12 protein-coding genes are annotated in these 16,405 nt (G+C 45.7%); 1 reads left to right on the forward strand and 11 read right to left on the reverse strand.

The window, feature by feature from the left end:
- Positions 1-7 precede the first annotated feature (7 nt).
- The gene (locus ASG33_RS06565) at positions 8-1,156 is read right to left on the reverse strand and encodes a lipase family protein (RefSeq protein WP_229238577.1); all 1,149 of its coding nucleotides are present in this window, start codon (positions 1,154-1,156) and stop codon (positions 8-10) included.
- A 218-nt stretch (positions 1,157-1,374) separates the two neighbouring features.
- On the opposite strand from ASG33_RS06565, the gene ASG33_RS06570 reads away from it, so the two are divergent.
- Positions 1,375-2,643 carry a sodium:proton antiporter gene (locus tag ASG33_RS06570; RefSeq protein ID WP_056281546.1) on the forward strand — a complete coding sequence of 423 codons (1,269 nt, stop codon included), beginning with the start codon at positions 1,375-1,377 and terminating at the stop codon, positions 2,641-2,643.
- On the opposite strand, the gene ASG33_RS06575 is transcribed toward ASG33_RS06570, so the two are convergent.
- The 10 genes from ASG33_RS06575 to ASG33_RS06625 all read right to left on the reverse strand — a co-directional run bounded on the left by ASG33_RS06575 (position 2,629) and on the right by ASG33_RS06625 (position 16,311).
- A complete protein-coding gene (locus ASG33_RS06575) occupies positions 2,629-3,663 on the reverse strand; it encodes a hypothetical protein (RefSeq protein ID WP_056281547.1) in 1,035 nt (344 codons plus the stop codon). The two genes, ASG33_RS06570 and ASG33_RS06575, sit on opposite strands and share 15 nt — an antisense overlap.
- Before the next feature lie 4 nt (positions 3,664-3,667).
- Entirely contained in the window at positions 3,668-6,352 is a 2,685-nt protein-coding gene (locus ASG33_RS06580) for a DUF3352 domain-containing protein (RefSeq protein ID WP_056281550.1), read from the reverse strand.
- 10 nt (positions 6,353-6,362) lie between these two features.
- Positions 6,363-7,106, reverse strand: coding sequence for a glycosyltransferase family 2 protein (locus ASG33_RS06585; protein ID WP_056281552.1), 744 nt, complete (start codon positions 7,104-7,106; stop codon positions 6,363-6,365).
- Positions 7,107-7,179: 73 nt separating this feature from the next.
- Entirely contained in the window at positions 7,180-8,301 is a 1,122-nt protein-coding gene (locus tag ASG33_RS06590) for an acyltransferase (RefSeq protein ID WP_056281555.1), read from the reverse strand.
- Between the two features lie 2 nt (positions 8,302-8,303).
- Positions 8,304-10,001, reverse strand: coding sequence for a hypothetical protein (locus ASG33_RS06595; protein WP_056281558.1), 1,698 nt, complete (start codon positions 9,999-10,001; stop codon positions 8,304-8,306).
- On the reverse strand, positions 9,998-10,918 hold the full coding sequence (locus ASG33_RS06600) for a transketolase family protein (protein WP_056281560.1): 921 nt from the start codon (positions 10,916-10,918) through the stop codon (positions 9,998-10,000). Before ASG33_RS06600 ends, ASG33_RS06595 begins: the two co-directional genes overlap by 4 nt.
- Before the next feature lie 220 nt (positions 10,919-11,138).
- Positions 11,139-11,432, reverse strand: a complete 294-nt coding sequence (locus ASG33_RS06610) for a type II toxin-antitoxin system HigB family toxin (RefSeq protein WP_056281564.1) — start codon at positions 11,430-11,432, stop codon at positions 11,139-11,141.
- A gap of 78 nt (positions 11,433-11,510) precedes the next feature.
- Positions 11,511-13,505: an NAD-dependent epimerase/dehydratase family protein gene (locus ASG33_RS06615; protein ID WP_056281566.1), complete on the reverse strand. Its 1,995-nt coding sequence runs from the start codon at positions 13,503-13,505 to the stop codon at positions 11,511-11,513.
- Positions 13,498-14,325 (reverse strand): transketolase, encoded by an 828-nt coding sequence (locus ASG33_RS06620; RefSeq protein WP_056281568.1) that lies wholly within the window; start codon positions 14,323-14,325, stop codon positions 13,498-13,500. Before ASG33_RS06620 ends, ASG33_RS06615 begins: the two co-directional genes overlap by 8 nt.
- A gap of 126 nt (positions 14,326-14,451) precedes the next feature.
- Positions 14,452-16,311, reverse strand: a complete 1,860-nt coding sequence (locus tag ASG33_RS06625) for a glycosyltransferase family 39 protein (RefSeq protein ID WP_056281570.1) — start codon at positions 16,309-16,311, stop codon at positions 14,452-14,454.
- Positions 16,312-16,405: the final 94 nt, after the last annotated feature.

A 16,405-nucleotide genomic window follows, 5' to 3' on the forward strand; every position in this document is an offset into this window, starting at 1 on the left:
AACGGATTTAGTATTTATATCTTTCTATCAGGTACAGATAGGGCGCTGTGAGGTGATGGACAAAAATATCCTTTTCAGAATCGGGGAAATTGCGATAATACGCTTCGTCCGGCAATAATGTGATAGTCGGACCAATGCGGACGTAGTTACTCGTATTCGCATAAACCGGCGGTTGAAATTCAGGAAGTACTTTTTTGACAGATTTTGAAGCATAATTGCCAAGATACTTCACGTAGTTCCGTTGCGCCTTCATACTGGGGTTACGCATTTTCTTATACGCATGCTTCATCGCAACCCGTGCGATCAGCTTTTGCTTTTTGATGATACCATCTATGTTTTTAAATGGATTGGTTTTATTGAAATCGTCGAGCGTCTGCACGGAAAATGGAACCTCGGGAATCCAGTCAGCCGCATTCACTACATTGTAACCCCAACCTCCGTCGATCAGGTGCTCATATTCATAGCCAAAGTAAGTATTACCCACTTTCGGGGCGGCACTGCAATACGTTTTGAACCTGATATCCTTCGGCAGCTTCCCCTCTTTCTGGAGTGCATATAAGTGCGCTGTCAGCAAGTAAGCGATTGCGCCGCCCTGGCTGTGCCCCATGATCAGAAATTCACGTGTTCCGGCCTGGTACATAGAATCTACTTTAGGGACGATATCCCTCGCGAGGAATGCAGTGCCGACCAGCCAGCCGATGTGCACAGCTGCTTTTGGGTGATCGGCCAGATGATAACTAAAGGTAAATGTGCTGGAAAGCTGCAGTTCTCCCCTGGCTGGCACCATCGCCGCGTAGAAGTTTTCAAGCCAGCCCGTCGGGTTCAGCGTAGTGCCCCGCACATTGATAGCCGCCACCCGATCATTTTTCTTCCATAAACCCCATTTGTTATCAAGACCTACAATGGGAGATTGGTAGACGGACTGGTAATGCGCAGGCCGTGGAACAACTATTTTGGGACGTGTGGTATCGGTTTTAGTTGAATCGTAAAGGAGCACATGCATTTGGAAGAGCTCCGTGTATTCTGCTTTATCAAATCCCGGCCGTAACTGGTCCCGCGCTGCAACGTAGTTTGAAATAAATGCAAGAGCAAATGCGGGCAAGATCCTGCACAGGTACATTTTCGTGAAAATATGCGGGAAGAAAGGCTTTTCCATGAAGAATAGTTACAGGTGAATGCTGCCGGCAAATCACATTCTTAAATGTAGGAAAGAATCAGTTTAAAATGCTGAAAACAGTCGGCGGCATTCTCTGAAATGGGCAAACCTTGTCAATTACAGAACATTAGAATACCCTTAGAATTACCCCTGCTCACCCGGCCTGAATTGAATACTTTATCAGTAATCGTTATTTTTGACTAGTCTAAATTTTTTTTATGGAGCTGTATTACTCGTTTTCTGCCTTAATTGTCCTTTCTGCTGTCTTTTCCTACATCAATGCGAGGTTCTTAAAGTTACCTGCTTCCATTGGTGTTATGGTGATCGCACTGATTGTTTCCATGGGCCTGATTGCGACTGACAGCCTCTTTCCAAGAACGTTTTTGCGCATCTCCACATTGATCGCAAGTGTGGACCTTACCGAGATCCTGATGGGCGCCATGCTGAACTTCCTACTGTTCGCAGGCGCGATCCACCTGCACCTGGAAGATCTCAGGGAGCAGCGGATCCCCGTTATTGTATTTTCGACGATCAGCGTGGTGATTTCTACCTTCGTGATCGGCTTTATGATGTTCAACCTGCTGCCGCTCACAGGTATTCACATTCCATTGATCCAGTGCCTTGTTTTCGGCGCATTGATTTCCCCCACAGATCCTATTGCAGTACTCGGTATTTTGAAGCAGGCTGGCGTGCCCAAATCACTCGAAACAAAGATTGCCGGCGAGTCGCTCTTCAATGACGGCGTGGCTGTTGTGGTTTTCATTTTAATGCTGGCAATTGCCCGGGGAGAGGAGGTAAATACTTCGTTTAGCGGCATTTCCATGCTTTTGATCAAGGAAGCGCTGGGCGGCATTGTGCTGGGATTATTACTTGGTTTTGTCGGTTCGCAAATGATCTACCGGGTTGACGGATATAATGTGCACGTTTTGATCACGCTGGCGATTGTCATGGGCGGGCACCTTGCGGCTCAGGCGATGCACATGTCGGGACCGCTGGCTATGGTTGCGGCCGGTCTTGTTGTAGGTAATTATGGTAAAAATCTGGGTGGCGTTTCGGAAACGGAACGTGACTATATCGATAAGTTCTGGGAGCTTGTCGACGAAATATTAAATGCGATTTTGTTCCTGATCATCGGTTTCGAGCTGTTGCTTATTCCTGATTTGAAGCAATACGGCTGGGCGGGTATCGTGGCAATCGTGGTGGTACTTTTCGCGCGGTTTATCTCCATTTACATTCCGGTGAGGCTTATCCCATTCCGTAACCGGTTTGGCAAGAAATCTATTACGATCCTGGTATGGGGAGGCTTGCGGGGCGGGGTCTCCATTGCGCTCGCCTTATCGATAGATAGTGGATTAAGCAAGGATATCCTGCTTGCAATCACCTATTTCGTGGTACTGTTCTCGATAATCGTGCAGGGACTAACAGTAGGCAAGCTGACTGCCAAAATGAGCAATGCAGAAGATTTTTCTGATTCAGAGAACGCGTGATTTAGCAGAAACCATGCTGTTGATCTCCGCATTTACCTTGTTGAGCCACAAGTACTGCCCGGCACAGGTCCAATGCGAGTCGCCTTTAAGATAAGAACTGCGTCCCATTTTGCGGAAATCGGCAAGTACGTCGATTGTCGGCATATTCAGTTTCGGGTGGGCGTAAATGCGTTCGATCAGATGATTGTAAACACCGTACCCGGGATTTAATACGGAAACTTTATTGGGTATCACAGACAAGAAAACATGCGCAAATCCTATGGATTCAGCAAACTTGCGACTTTCATTCAGGTTGAGTACCATCGTATCGATTTCACCATTACTCACTTCCTTGAAAGAAGATGTTACGCCGGCAGTGTCGGTATCCATATAGAAAACCATATCCTGGTCATTATTCACCATCGTTACGGATTCATTAACACGATCGAAAAGTCGGTGCTGCAGATCTGCTCTCCATTCCTTAACACGCAGGAAAAAGTCATTCTGGAATAAAACAGCGTCCAGCCTGTCGCGTGTGTAGGTCGCATTGAAAGCATCGTCAAGCCTGTTCATAAACGGAGGCGGTGATACCTCAGTCCTGAAAGTTGCAGTATCGGGGATCAGTACCTGAATCGGGCTAACCATTTTCTGGCGAAAATGTCTTTCTACTGATTCTAAAAGCAGTATGTTAGTCTCTGTGGTATCAAGCTTGATATGCAGGAAATCAGACCAATGGACGTAGGTATATGCATCAACAGAAAAGTCCTTCAAGCCCACGCGCTGCGCTTCCGTAAAGCTGTCTCCAATGATATAAAGGTGAACTTTGCGCATTCCCGGCGCTTTGGCGGGCGGAATGTAATCGGTGCATGTGCGCCTGGGATCTTTGAAGTCCGATAGGTTCGATAACCTGTAAAGGTCTCCGTATTGGTAACCATCGTTGATAAGCTTCCATTCTCCCACCTTCGTAAGCAGATACTGACTTTGCCCGATCGCAAAAACGACCGAGCCAAGAATCAGCAACAAGTATTTCAGAATCTTCATTTAACTATCGCAATTTGACAGACCAAACCTGGATCTTTTTCTCTGATCTGCTGAAAATCAATAATTTGTAGTAGCCTGGCTGATACGTAAGCTGCACCGGCATTTCGGATGGAATAGCCTTGTCGCCCAAACGTTTGCCACTCATATCAAAAACAGTGGTATAGCCTCCCGACTTAATAGTGATAAAACGGTTATCCACGCCGAAGAAATGATACTGGATAACAGGATTTGGGAGGATATCCTTGATCTCAAACAGCTCTTTTCCATCTTTGTTAATGATCGCGGTCTTCGAGTTAACAGATCTCACCAATATCCAGTCAAGGGAATTCCGGTCAAACAATGTCCTGAAAGAAGAACCGGGTTCCGGGCGCAGCAATTGTTTTCTGGAAGTGATTTTTCCCTCCATATTGATCCTTACCAGCTCACCGGAAACACTTACGCCCACCAGCTCCGGCTGACCGGTTCCGGGATCCTGTGTCCAGGTGAATGCACTCGCAGTCCGTGTAAGGATATCAACCGGGAAACCCTGCCGTACGCTGCCGTTTTCTTTCAGCAGGTAGATCTTGCCGTTTTTCTGTGTGACAATAAACCCTTTGTTGCCGATCTGGTTCAATGCGATAACGGGGCTTTGAATGTTCTCAAACCGCACAGAGCTGTTCAGTCTTTTCACCGGCTTGGTCACACTTTCCCAAATGAAAAGCTCTTCCGCAGTAGTTTTGATGATAAAGCGGTTACTGCCTTCGTCGCCTCCGTCAATGGAATACAATGCATTGATATCGGCGGAGGAGGGGAGTATACCGGTGAATGTAGATACTACCGTAGAATCATCTTCATCCAGCGCATAAATCGTTTTTGCAGTAGCGAAAATGCGTTGCTGCCTGCCGATATTCAGAAAATCGACCTTGTAGGAAGCCGTAACAATCGGGCCGTCCAGCTTGGCGATCACCTCTGTTTTACCTTCTCTCAGGTTATTGGTCCTCAAAAGATTGCTGCTTTTATCGGTCAGCAGAATTTCTGAACTTCCATCGATCGGGTTCTGCAATGCGGTTAGTTCCGTGTCAAAGAGATCAGGCCATTCGATATCAATATTGAGGAAAGTGCGGTTAAGTACTTTGCTGGCTGTCTGCCGTTTTTTAGGTGTAAATGTAATCTCCGGAAAAGCCTCGCCCTTTGCATAACGGCATTGAAAAGAGACCGATTCCATTTTTGAGATCAGGTCGGAATACTTGGTAAATCCCTCATTTCCTGCCCGCGTTTGTGCTTTTCTCAGGTTTACGATCACCGAAAGCTGGGCTTCTACATTTGTTTTGGTTAAAACACTGTCGTATTCGGGAGATTGTTTCCAGGTGATCTGGTTTTCGTAATCGACAATGTAATTCTGTAAAACCTGTGAATTGTTGCTGATCACGAGATAGGGCGCCACATAAGTGAAATAGCTGCGTGGAAATCCTGAGAACATTGGTCCGTAAAGCCCGGAAGGCAACTCTGGAATCGGCACTGAATAAATATCATAACCCTGGTACTGGTCCACCGACGCATTTGTTTCGGTGTTCGACAGCCGCGCAAGTTTCTGTAAAACCGGCCGCACTTTGTCATAATTTGAAAACTCTGCAAGCAAGATCTTCCCGTCGCTGATACTGTTATTTTCTTCCAGCTGGCACAAGATCAGCTCGGAACCGAGATTGTTGATGAGCAGGTTACTTTCAGAAGAAATATAGTAATTCAGCTTATCCCAGGAGGACGATTTATATTTTTTATGCCATTTTGAAAACTCTTTTTGGAAGGCGGCTTTGTCCGCAGCAGCTGAGCGGTATAGAAATGAAGTTTGCTGCGAAATGTGCTTGTGACCTGCAAAGGGCATTCCCGGAATATCCTTTAAAATATTCGCCATGTAGTAATCCGGAGCGTCGCTGCCCAGCGATTTCAATGTCAGATTCCCTTTTTTACCAAGCTTTGATTCAATGTGGAAATCCTGGTAAGTCGGGAAGTTCCTGGCGAATTCGGTGTATATGCCAATCGCATTATCTGGTGAAACCACCGATTTCCAGGCATCGTTGCGAAGGTAAATGCTGGTGCCAAATTCGGAATCATCAATATTGGAAAACCTGGAACGCAGCCGGAACGATTGAATGCTGAGGGAAGAAGCGCGCATTGCATCTTCGATCAGGTCACCGTAATAGCTCACGATCAAAAGATTATCTTCAACCAGGTAAGAGAACAGCGGCCGTGAATTGCGGTCGATAATGTCGGTAATGCGGTGATTCTGGAAATTATGGTGCAATGCCCGGATGTTTGCATTTTGCGGACTCGAAAGCCACTGTTCTTCCTCGGAAGTAACAGGAATATACATCAAAACACCCCATTCAGTTGCAGTACGAGGGTGGTAAGAGTAGGAGACAGCTTTTGATTTCAGGAAGTTATAAAGCCGCTTTTTATCCGTGGTAAGCAGGTTGAGGAGGGAAAGGTTGTCGCTCGCAACATCTAGCAGCGGCAGCCTTTTCAAATCAAGACCTGCCTCGGTAGCCACATAGGTGGAATCCTGCAAATGTTCGCTGGTTATCACCACCACTGCATTGGAGGGTATAAACTTCCATGCAGCCGTGGAACCACGTGTCCACTTATATAAGAAATATCCTGCCGACGCTATGATAACAATCAACAGGACAATGAAAATGCTCTTTTTTGACACAGCTTATGTTTTAAGCACGTATCGCTCTGACCTTCTTATTGAGTTCAAGACGAAAACGCAGCAGTTCCTTGAAGCTTCGTATACAAACTTTCCACAGGTTCCATTTCACGATCGATACGGTTCCGGTTTCACGGTCTTTATGCGTGATAGGTATGTCAAACAGTTCTTGTCCGGACTTTTTGGCCATAACCGAAAGGAAAATGTTAGGCGCAAAAGGCTCCGGGTTTGGAAGCTGGTTCATTAATTTTTGAAGAAAACTCCCTTTGATCAAACGGAATGGAATGTTACTGTCCATAATATATGTACCGTAAACAAGGGAGATGGTACTGCGCAGGAACTTGGTAATGAACAGACGCACACCTGCATCGTGCCTTACTTCGCGATAGCCCAGAATAAACTGTGAACGATCACGCTTTTCCCACAATTTATGAAAGTCACCTGAAACGAACTGGTCGTCGCTGTCGGTTTGAAATACGTATTCAGAATTGAGTTCCAGTGCTTTGCGATATCCATTTACAACTGCATTGCCGTGGCCGCCATTCTTTTGATTGATCACCGTCAGATTGGAAACTTCTTTTTCCAGTTTATCCAAAAGCACTTTTGTGTTGTCCTTGGAACCGTCGTTGATGACAATGAGCGTTGTATTATCGTTGGGAAAAGTTTGTTTCAGGAAGTCTGTCCAATTATAAACTACTTTTTCTATACAATCCTGTTCATTGTACGCGGGCATCACTATACTTAGACGGTATGACATGCAGAATTTTATTTGGTATGGTTACGCGAAATTAATAAATAAAGGCTGGAACCTTGATATGTCAAATGATTAATTACTTAGCGTACTTATCCTTTAACGCATTGATAGGCTTTTCAAAGAAATGCCATGAAAAAGATGCCACGGCTATTGTAAGTGCCATTACGACAAACGCTTCAAAGGCCACAGAGCCTTTAAGATCAGGTACATACTGGTAAATTTTCCTGAAAAGGCGCACGGTAGGGTGCATTGGTCCACTGTGAAAATGATTGTACACAAAATTGTGATAGAGGTACAAACCATAACTGATTTTACCCAAGTATATGATCACCGGGTTTTCCAGGAACGCAGCCATGATCCCCCCATATCCCATAATCGCCCGGCCAATCAGGAAAAAGCCGAACAGAGATGATACCGTTCTGTCAAATACGACAAACGAGATGTTGAACCTGTCTTCAAAGGTTTTCGACCAGGTTTGCAATAATACCCAGCCCAGAAAAGCGAGCCAGACCGGCCAGGATTTACTGAATAACTTCTCAAAGGAACTAGTTTTATAAACCTGCAGCCAGGCCATTAAGCCACCTAATGCAAATGAATCCAAACAAGCCGGTGTACTCACATACGTTACGATCCAGTCGTCAATTCCAAACCCGGGATTTGCATAGTAATAGTATAACCGGAACGCAATGCTGAGTGCGCCCATGATCCCGAGCACGGGTACCAGCTTGTTTCTGGGTATAAAAAAGATCAGGAATGGAAAAATGAGATATACCTGCTCCTCAACTGCCAGCGACCACAAATGATCCATTGAACCCATCCAGCTTTTGTAGGTCGCCATGTAAATATTGGTACCATACAAAGCCAGCCAACCCAGTTTTTCACGTGTTGGAGGTACATTGAAAATGTACAGAAGCAAGATGACGAGGTAGTAAACCGGAAAAATCCGGATTGTCCTGCGAACCAAGAATTTGCCCAGGTATTTTTTAAAACCGCCCTCGGTACCGTAATTTTTATCCTTGCTTTTTAAAAGTATGCGGGAAATCAGGAAACCACTGAGTACAAAGAAGATAGTAACACCTGTTGCGCCTACGGGGATTGTATTCACCTCTACAAAAAGGTGCTCTATCAGCACGAGGGCGATCGCTATAAAGCGGATCCCGTCCAGCTGAATAATATGTCCTGATGAATTCGTGCGCATGTTTACCAGTTTACCCTGACCTTGTTGGCTTTGATCGGATTGATCGTGATTTTTTCGTCTTTGAAAAGTATACCGGTGTTATCCCCGTCCTGACGGATTAATGCCACATTATACACCCCTTTTTCGATCGGTTCTGTGAACGGGATATCCGCATAAAAACCTTTCGAAAAGTAGTATTGCTTCAAGAACAGCTCTTTGCGGCTCTTATTGCGTGTCCGGTAAGCCGGGAAGATGTAATACCGGTCTTTTGAGCTCAGCAGCACATAAACACCGCTGTCCTGTAAACGCTGACTGCTGAAAAGGTTGTTTTCGACCAGCAGCGACTTTTCACCTTTCTTGAATGTGGTATTGTCAAACAGCTCCACCATTCCGCGTGATCCGCCGGCATAGTTCTGCCTGTCTGCAATGCTGATCAGTGAAAGCCATTTATCGTAAATAACAGGTGTTTTCTCAACGATATTGGCTGCAAAGGATGTATCGGCAGGGTAATGCAAAGACTTGTCCGTAAACGTCGAGTTGAATTGTGCGGTCACCAGCATTTTACGAAGATTGTAGGCATCTACAAGGTGGTAATGATAGCTGAAAACATTGAAAACCACAGCAAGGAAGACGATTGCCGTAATGTACGGTGTCAGGAACGAACCCCTGATCGGTATTACCACGTAGAGGTAGGCGACGAGCAGCAGCAGGACCGAGTAGATCTTATAACGGCTCGTAACCAATGTTTCGATGCCGAATCCGGCGCGGGAATAAACAACGATCAGCGCAGTTCCAAGAATGAACAATACAGTTCCCAGGCAGAACAAGTCAGTTGTTTTCTCAAACTTATTCGTGTATTTATTTCTGACAATCCTGAAAAGCGTTGTTGAAACAATTGAGACGGCCACGAAGAACAGGACAATACCCAGGAAGAAACAAACCTTGAAGTGGTCGAGTACAGGGAATGATTCTGCAAAAGAGCCGAGGAAAGACATATAACCTTTGATCAGCTGAAAAACGCCAGCCCTTGTAACCGGGTTATTATCGAACTTCTCGTAAGTCGAAAAATAGCCGAAAACAGCGGCACCACTCCAAAGGATCCAGATTGCAAAACGTTTCCGGTCGCCTGATAAAAACAAGAGCAATGCGCCCAGCGGTAGCACCAGGAGCCCATTTCCGCTCGTAAGCATTGTGAGTACCGCCAGGAATAGTGAGATGACAAATGGGAGCGTTTTGGGCTTCACACAAAGGAACATTGTCCAGAGCGTCAGTGTAACTACCCCAAAATTCTGCACTGCCGACATTCCCCAATACATATTTTCCCAGAATGCAAGCGTAAGCCACAAAAAGGGGACAGGCAGTAAGGCGAAAAGTGGCTTTTTGTTCTTTTTCAATAACTCAAACCAAAGCGGGATCACGCCGATGAGTAACAGGTTCCCGCAGATCATCAGGTGCTTGTAATTCAGCGACCCGAATATCCAGAAATCCAGCCACGCGAAAATGCGGGTAAGTACGATCCTGTGCTCGTTATGCTGACGCAACAGTGCACGAAGCTCGCCTTTCCAGTCAGCTGCCTGGCTGTATTCAATGATAAATGCCTTGAATGCGTGGTCGTCCCACTTGGGGATATTGATAGCGTAGTAGTTCCAGACCGTAAAATAAATCAGGACCGGTAGCAAAAGGATCAGGCTCAGAATGACAGTTAAAGCCTTTTTTGTCATGCCGGTATAAGTAATTGATTTAAATGCGTGAAAATGGAATCAGGATCTAGGCCGGATTGCTTCTGGTGGTAAGTCTGACTTCCGTAGCGACTGTTAGGGTAACCTTCGGCTTTCAAACTCTTAAAACCGCGCGGAGCAATGCCATTTTCCAGCAATTGAACTGAAAGCTGCTGTGCGAGCCCGCCTGTGCTGATATGTTCCTCGGCAACCAGGATAGCCGGTGCGTTTTTGATCAGCTCAACAAGATCGTTTTCGATTGTCAATGGAAAATGCAGGGCAGTAACCACGTTCACTTTTGCCGAAAGTTCGGGGGATAAAGAAAGAGCTGCCAGCACATTGTTGGCAATCGGGCCCAATGCAAAAACTGTGATATCGGCATTGTCAGGCTTGTGAATGATCTTGAAAGAGCCTGTTGCGATGCTGTTTGCCGGTGTTGTTTTTCCGGCACCGAGACGCAGGTAAGCCGGCCGGCTGTCAGCAGCAATTTGTCTTACAACTGCTTCCACTTCATCAGAGAATGCAGGTACCCACACATTGGCATTTTGCTGTCCGCTGAGACAAGCCAGATCTTCAATGGTATGGTGGCTGCTTCCCATTATTCCATAACCATAACCTCCTCCGTTGCCTACAAGGAAAACAGGTAAATTGTTGAAACACACATCGTTCCTGAACTGTTCGAGACAGCGGTAAACGATGAATGGAGCAATACTGTAACAAAAAACCTTATAGCCTTTGTGTGCAAAACCGGCTGCTACTCCGACCATATTCTGTTCGGCCACGCCAGCGTTAATAAACCGCTTGCCCAATTTCGCCTGCAAGTTTTCCAATGCATTATAGCCCAGGTCACCTGTAATGAAAACGATTGAATCGTCTTCCATTGCAAGTTGTTCCATGGCATTTGAAAATTCTTTTCTCATTGTTGATGATGAATCAAACTGTTATTTATGAGTAGCTCTCTCCGTCTCGAAAGAGTGTAATGGATAATGTTTTTTTTCATACTCCTGAATAGCTTTCGCGAGTTCAAGAAATTCGTGCTGCTGACTTTCCGATCGCTCGAAACTAGCCGCAACCAGGCTGTCAATTTTTTTGAAAGCCTTCTGATAATCAGTTTCGTTCCGGATTTCCATAGTACAATCCTTAAACTTTTTGAACATCAATTTTATCATATTCTGCGTGTGTTCCAAACCAGCGAATGTAAACCGTCCGGACTGAGAAAAACATCATTACGATCAATCGGTACTGATTTCCCTTGATGTTAAAAATGTACCGGTTGTCGCTTGCAAAATCAACACTATTAAAAACAGCTTTAACTTCACTAAAATTTGCCCAATCTGCGATTTCCGTTTTCAGTGCCCACTCACTGATCGCGCTTCCAGCCGCAGGGTACTTCAATTGGTAGGTATGCAGCGTTTTTTGTTTGATAATTACCATGAAGGCCCTCAGGATTTGGAAAATATTCAATACTTATCGAAAATTTCAAAATGTTGAGTTGTTATGGTTTACTACTATTTACTTCCTTAACTGCTTTACCAATGCGCGAATCTCTTCTGCTGTTTTGTAGGATTTAGGGCCTCGCCTGATCCTGGTGCGAATGTATTTGGGACGTTTTTTGGTCTCTTCAAAGATCTTGGTGATGTATTCTCCCAGGAACGAAATTCCCAGTATTGTTAATCCGCCGAAAAACACGATCAATACAATTACCGTACTGATACCCTGTGGAGTATTCGGGAAAAAGAACAGTTTTGCCAGTATTTGCCAGATAATTCCCAGAATCGAAAGTCCGGTCAATGCAAAACCTGCGTAACTCATTAATTCAAGCGGCGCGAAACTGAACGAGAAAATAGCCTTTTTCGCCCACCAGATGTTCTTTGTCCAGTTGTTAGTTGATACTCCGAACATCCGCTCAGGTCTCACATAAGGTACGCCGGTTTGCTTGAAACCGACCCACGCCCGAAGTCCTCTCAAAAATTGCTCCGTCTCGGGAAGGTCTACCAGTTCTTTAACCACTTTGCGGTCGATCATCGAGAAATCGCCTGCGTCCCTTGGAATGGGAATGTAGCTGAGGCCCTGGAAAACCTTATAAAATGTCTTATAGAAAAAATGAATGTGCGGCTTCATCTCGCGTTGCACGCGCACACCGTAAACCACATCATTGCCTTCCATCCACTTCTCGTAAAATGCCGGGATAATTTCAGGCGGATCCTGTAAATCGCCGTCCATTAAAACCACGCAATCGCCGGTCGCGATTTCCATTCCGCTCAGAAAAGCTGATTGGGACCCGAAATTGCGGGAGTGACTGATACCCACTACATTCGGGTCTTTGTCACAGATTTTATTAATAACTTCTTCCTGATTATCAGGGGAGCTGTCATTTACAAATATGATCTCGTAGCGTACTTTAAGTTCATTAAAGGTCTTTACCAGCCGGTCGTACATAAAAGGAATCGCCTGCGCATCCTTGTAGCACGCGATAATCGCCGTAATTACCGGGTTCAGTTTCGGGTTTTCAAATGCGGGGATTACCTTACTCTCGTAGCTGATACTTTCCTGCCACGCACTGTATTTTGATAGCCCTGTTTGCAGTGAAGTCCGCGCCTTCCAGCCAAAATCCTGCTCGAAAGCAGAGGGATCGCCATACCATTCGGCCAGGTCCCATTTACGGTTTGAAAAGCTGCCCCACTGCGGTTCCTGCGTAATAGAAAATGTGGCCCGGGTAACATCCACGAGGTCGCCCATTGTGGTCTTTTTGCCCGTTGCAATATTATATGACCTGCCGGACGTTGCTGGGCTGATCTTCAATGCGGCATCCAGAAATGCTTCGACACAGTCTTCTATAAAAACAAAATCCCGGCTGATATCCGGTGATACCAGCGAAGGCAGCTCCTTTCTTCTGGCATTTTCAATGAGCTTCGGGATCAGCCGGTCTGGCTCTTCCCAGTACCCGTAAATGGAATAAAGCCGAAGATTCAGTGTTTTCAGACTGGCAACTTTGGCATAATATTCAAGCAGATAGGCTGCCGAGACCTTAGAAACTGCATAGTGGCTGTTTGGCTCCACACGGTCGGTTTCCTTCGGAGAAGTACAGTTAAAACCATATTCCGAGCTGCTGCCCGCATGAATGTAAACCATTTCGGGTGTACAGTTTTGCAGGATATTGGCAGTTCCGATTACATTGGTTTCGTAGGTCAGATTGACATTGCTTTGCTTACTGTAAGCGCCATAAGCAGCCAGGTTAAATATGGTCTGGGGCTTGTATCTTTCAAAAATCTCCTGAACAGAGTTATTGGAAAGGATATCGCAGTGCACAATATTTTCGAAGGGCACATTCAACAGCTTCAACCGCCAGGCTTTGGTCGCATCGTGTGTCAATGCGTAGCAATCTTTACGGATCTTGAATATATCGTTGAAAAGATTGGCGCCGATAAAGCCGCTGGCTCCGAAAACGAAAATTGGCCCTTTTAAACTTTCAATTTTTTCGCGGTAAACCGGTAAATGGTCAAGCATTCGTCAATTCATTAAAATAGCGCTCCTTTACTTCAAGGGTTGCTTGCTCATATTGGTCTTTGTTCATCGGCAGGTAATGCCATTCCAGCTTGTTTTCCATGTAGGAAACACCCTTGCCTTTTACCGTATTCGCGATAATTGCTTTTGGTAATCCGTTTTTGTGGCTTTTCAGCTCATTCACCGCCATACTGATGGATACAACATCGTGACCGTCCACTTCAATGGTTTCAAAACCAATTGCTTTCCATTTTTCAACAGAAGCTGTTTCACCTAAAACCTGATCCGTAAAGCCAAAACCCTGCAAACCGTTTTTGTCGACGATCATCATCAGGTTATCAAGCTGATTTTGAATGGCATAATGGGCTGCTTCCCAGGTAGTACCCTCGTTTGTTTCGCCATCAGAAAGCAATGCATAGGAATAGCTTTCCTCTCCTGCTACCTTGGCGGCGTGCGCAATTCCGGTCGCGATAGGCAAACCATGGCCCAGTGAACCTGTTGCAAAAGGAATTCCCTTGTACTGGCGTGGAGCCGGGTGGGCTGGTAATGTAGTGCCGTCAAGATAAAAGGTATCCAGCTCTTCGTCAGTGATTTCGCCCAATGCATTCAGGCAGGCATAAAGTGCAGCTGCTGCGTGGCCTTTGGACAGGATAAAAGTATCGTCAACCGATTTTTGAAGAAAAAGCACTGCGATCATCAGATCAATGCAGCTCAGGGAGCAGCCGATGTGGCCTGCATTGGCTTTATGGTATAAACCCAGGATTTTAACGCGGAGCTCACCGCTTATTTGCCGTGGATCATTCAATATCTCTTCTGCGGTCATGCGTGATGTGTATATCAATTGTAGGGAACTGCTCACAAAATAACGGTCAAATCGTGTGTTTTAAGTGCGCAATATACGAAATCTTATTGGACGGCTTTGAAAAGGGCAGGTTATGCTGGCGGGTTTTCAGTAACGGACACCTTTCAGGTTGACAATTACCATCGGTACCGGCTGTCCAGCTTTTTTGAGCCTGATCAGGTCGGTTTCAGTCGTGTCCATTACCTGGATGTACTGTGCGTCTTTGGGTAGGTAAAGGTTGGTCAATTGAGCGTCCTGAACGGAGTAGGGAAGGAAAGTTTTATCCATTTCACGCCTCGCTATCAGTTTGATCGCGGGATAAAGGATGGTATCTCCCTTCTGATAGGTGCTTTTGATCTTCTGCGCTGCTGCGTAATAAGGATTCGATATGCGAGGCTCCGCGAAATAGCCGTATTTGGTAGAACGGTCCTGGTAAAATTCCCGCAGACGCAAGCCTACAAAGCACAGCTGAATTGCCAGGAACACGTAAAGTAATACCCTGTATCCAAGTTGCAGCTTGCGGTAGTATTGCAGCAGCAGACTTAACAAAACAATTACATAAGGAAATGAAAATCCCGGGTAGCGCTGGTTCAAACCATACGTGTGCCCCGCGCGGAATGCCATGAAGATCAGGAAAAAAGTAGGGATCAGTCCCATTAAATAGAGCATCCACAATCTCTTACGCTCCTCAGTACTGGCAGCCCGGTGTATATCGGGAATAAACGACAATGCAAAAATGCTGACAGAGAAGATGCTGAACTGCAGCTTATGATGACTGTAAAACAGCCCGGCAAGAATGATGAACAGGAAAGGTACTTTGTCTTTAATATGTTCCGGCGCCTTGATGTGATTTCTGAAACGAAACCAGAGGATGAGCAGCAAGCCCGTAGCAATTGCGACTACAATATTCCTTTTCCCGCCCAATGCATCTGTAAGCCCATTTGTAAAGATGACGAGATCGGTGAAAATCGGTAATGCACGTTGAAATACATTGCCGAGGGTAGCTGGCAGGATTGTTCCGTAAGGATTGTTTAGAGGCATCGTCTCCGCCATTCTTTTATAAAGGTCCGCCTGATCCTTTAACGTATATAACGTGTATTTACCGCCTCCCAAAGTAAGCCACCAGGTAAGTCCCGACAATGCAGCCACTGCGGCCAGCGCCATTCTGATCCAGCCTTTTATACTCCTCAAAAAGAAAAGTGCATACGCACCGTGTGCAAGCAAAACGGAAATGGTAAGAAAGTGCGACAACAAACCTAGCCCTGCAGAAAGAATGTAGCCCAGGTACAACAATGCCGTTTTTTGCTTGCTCGCTTTGTTTTCGATGATCTGAAGAAAGAAATACGTCGCCAGAAGCGTCAGGAAAAAAGTAAGCGAGTAGTTGCGCGCCTGGTGACTGTATGCAATGAAAAATGGCTCGACAGCAACAATGGCAGCTGCGATCAGCCCGGTATTCGCACTGAAAAAGCGTCGGCCAAACAGGTAAGTCAAACCGATGATCATCACACTCAGAAGCACCGAGAAAGATCGGGCGGAGTAGTCGGACAAGCCAAAAATGTCCATCCAGATGTGCAGGAGCAGGTAATAGAACGGGCTGTTACCAATATCGCTGCGCGTCAGGGCGTCGTAATAATCGTTAATTGTTTTGGGTGCCCAGAATTCAGCAGGGGTAAACGCGCGGGCAGTCGGAATTTCTTCGTAGGTAAAAGAGCGTATTACCTGCAGTGGTCTGTAATCCAGTGGAGGCGTTTTCCAAAACTCCTTGATCGCAAGTCTTTGCGTTGAATAAACCGGCTTTTGATTCGCGCCTTCCAGGACAATTCCCTGGCTGACAACCATCGTACTTTTCTCATCAAAAAAAATGCTGAACCGGTCCAGACGATATAATCTTAATGCGGTTCCGGCAATCAGAATGACAATTAAAATGAGCCAGGAACGCAGATTTTCGCTTGTGAAATTTTGGGACATCAGATGTTTGCTGGTGGGTTCCGTTTTGAGAAAATGCACGGAATTAACATATCAAGTAGCCGCGAAAATAAACAAATTTCCTTAACAGGGCATT

The organism is Dyadobacter sp. Leaf189, from assembly GCF_001424405.1.
Taxonomy (GTDB): domain Bacteria; phylum Bacteroidota; class Bacteroidia; order Cytophagales; family Spirosomataceae; genus Dyadobacter.

Excerpts from the sequence above, each read along its gene's own strand:
- ASG33_RS06570 (WP_056281546.1), top strand. The coding sequence starts at position 1,375 with ATGGAGCTGTATTACTCGTTTTCTGCCTTAATTGTCCTTTCTGCTGTC.
- ASG33_RS06565 (WP_229238577.1), bottom strand. The coding sequence starts at position 1,156 with ATGGAAAAGCCTTTCTTCCCGCATATTTTCACGAAAATGTACCTGTGC.
- ASG33_RS06595 (WP_056281558.1), bottom strand. The coding sequence starts at position 10,001 with ATGACAAAAAAGGCTTTAACTGTCATTCTGAGCCTGATCCTTTTGCTA.
- ASG33_RS06625 (WP_056281570.1), bottom strand. The coding sequence starts at position 16,311 with ATGTCCCAAAATTTCACAAGCGAAAATCTGCGTTCCTGGCTCATTTTA.
- ASG33_RS06615 (WP_056281566.1), bottom strand. The coding sequence starts at position 13,505 with ATGCTTGACCATTTACCGGTTTACCGCGAAAAAATTGAAAGTTTAAAA.
- ASG33_RS06600 (WP_056281560.1), bottom strand. The coding sequence starts at position 10,918 with ATGAGAAAAGAATTTTCAAATGCCATGGAACAACTTGCAATGGAAGAC.
- ASG33_RS06590 (WP_056281555.1), bottom strand. The coding sequence starts at position 8,301 with ATGCGCACGAATTCATCAGGACATATTATTCAGCTGGACGGGATCCGC.
- ASG33_RS06575 (WP_056281547.1), bottom strand. The coding sequence starts at position 3,663 with ATGAAGATTCTGAAATACTTGTTGCTGATTCTTGGCTCGGTCGTTTTT.
- ASG33_RS06585 (WP_056281552.1), bottom strand. The coding sequence starts at position 7,106 with ATGTCATACCGTCTAAGTATAGTGATGCCCGCGTACAATGAACAGGAT.
- ASG33_RS06610 (WP_056281564.1), bottom strand. The coding sequence starts at position 11,432 with ATGGTAATTATCAAACAAAAAACGCTGCATACCTACCAATTGAAGTAC.
- ASG33_RS06620 (WP_056281568.1), bottom strand. The coding sequence starts at position 14,325 with ATGACCGCAGAAGAGATATTGAATGATCCACGGCAAATAAGCGGTGAG.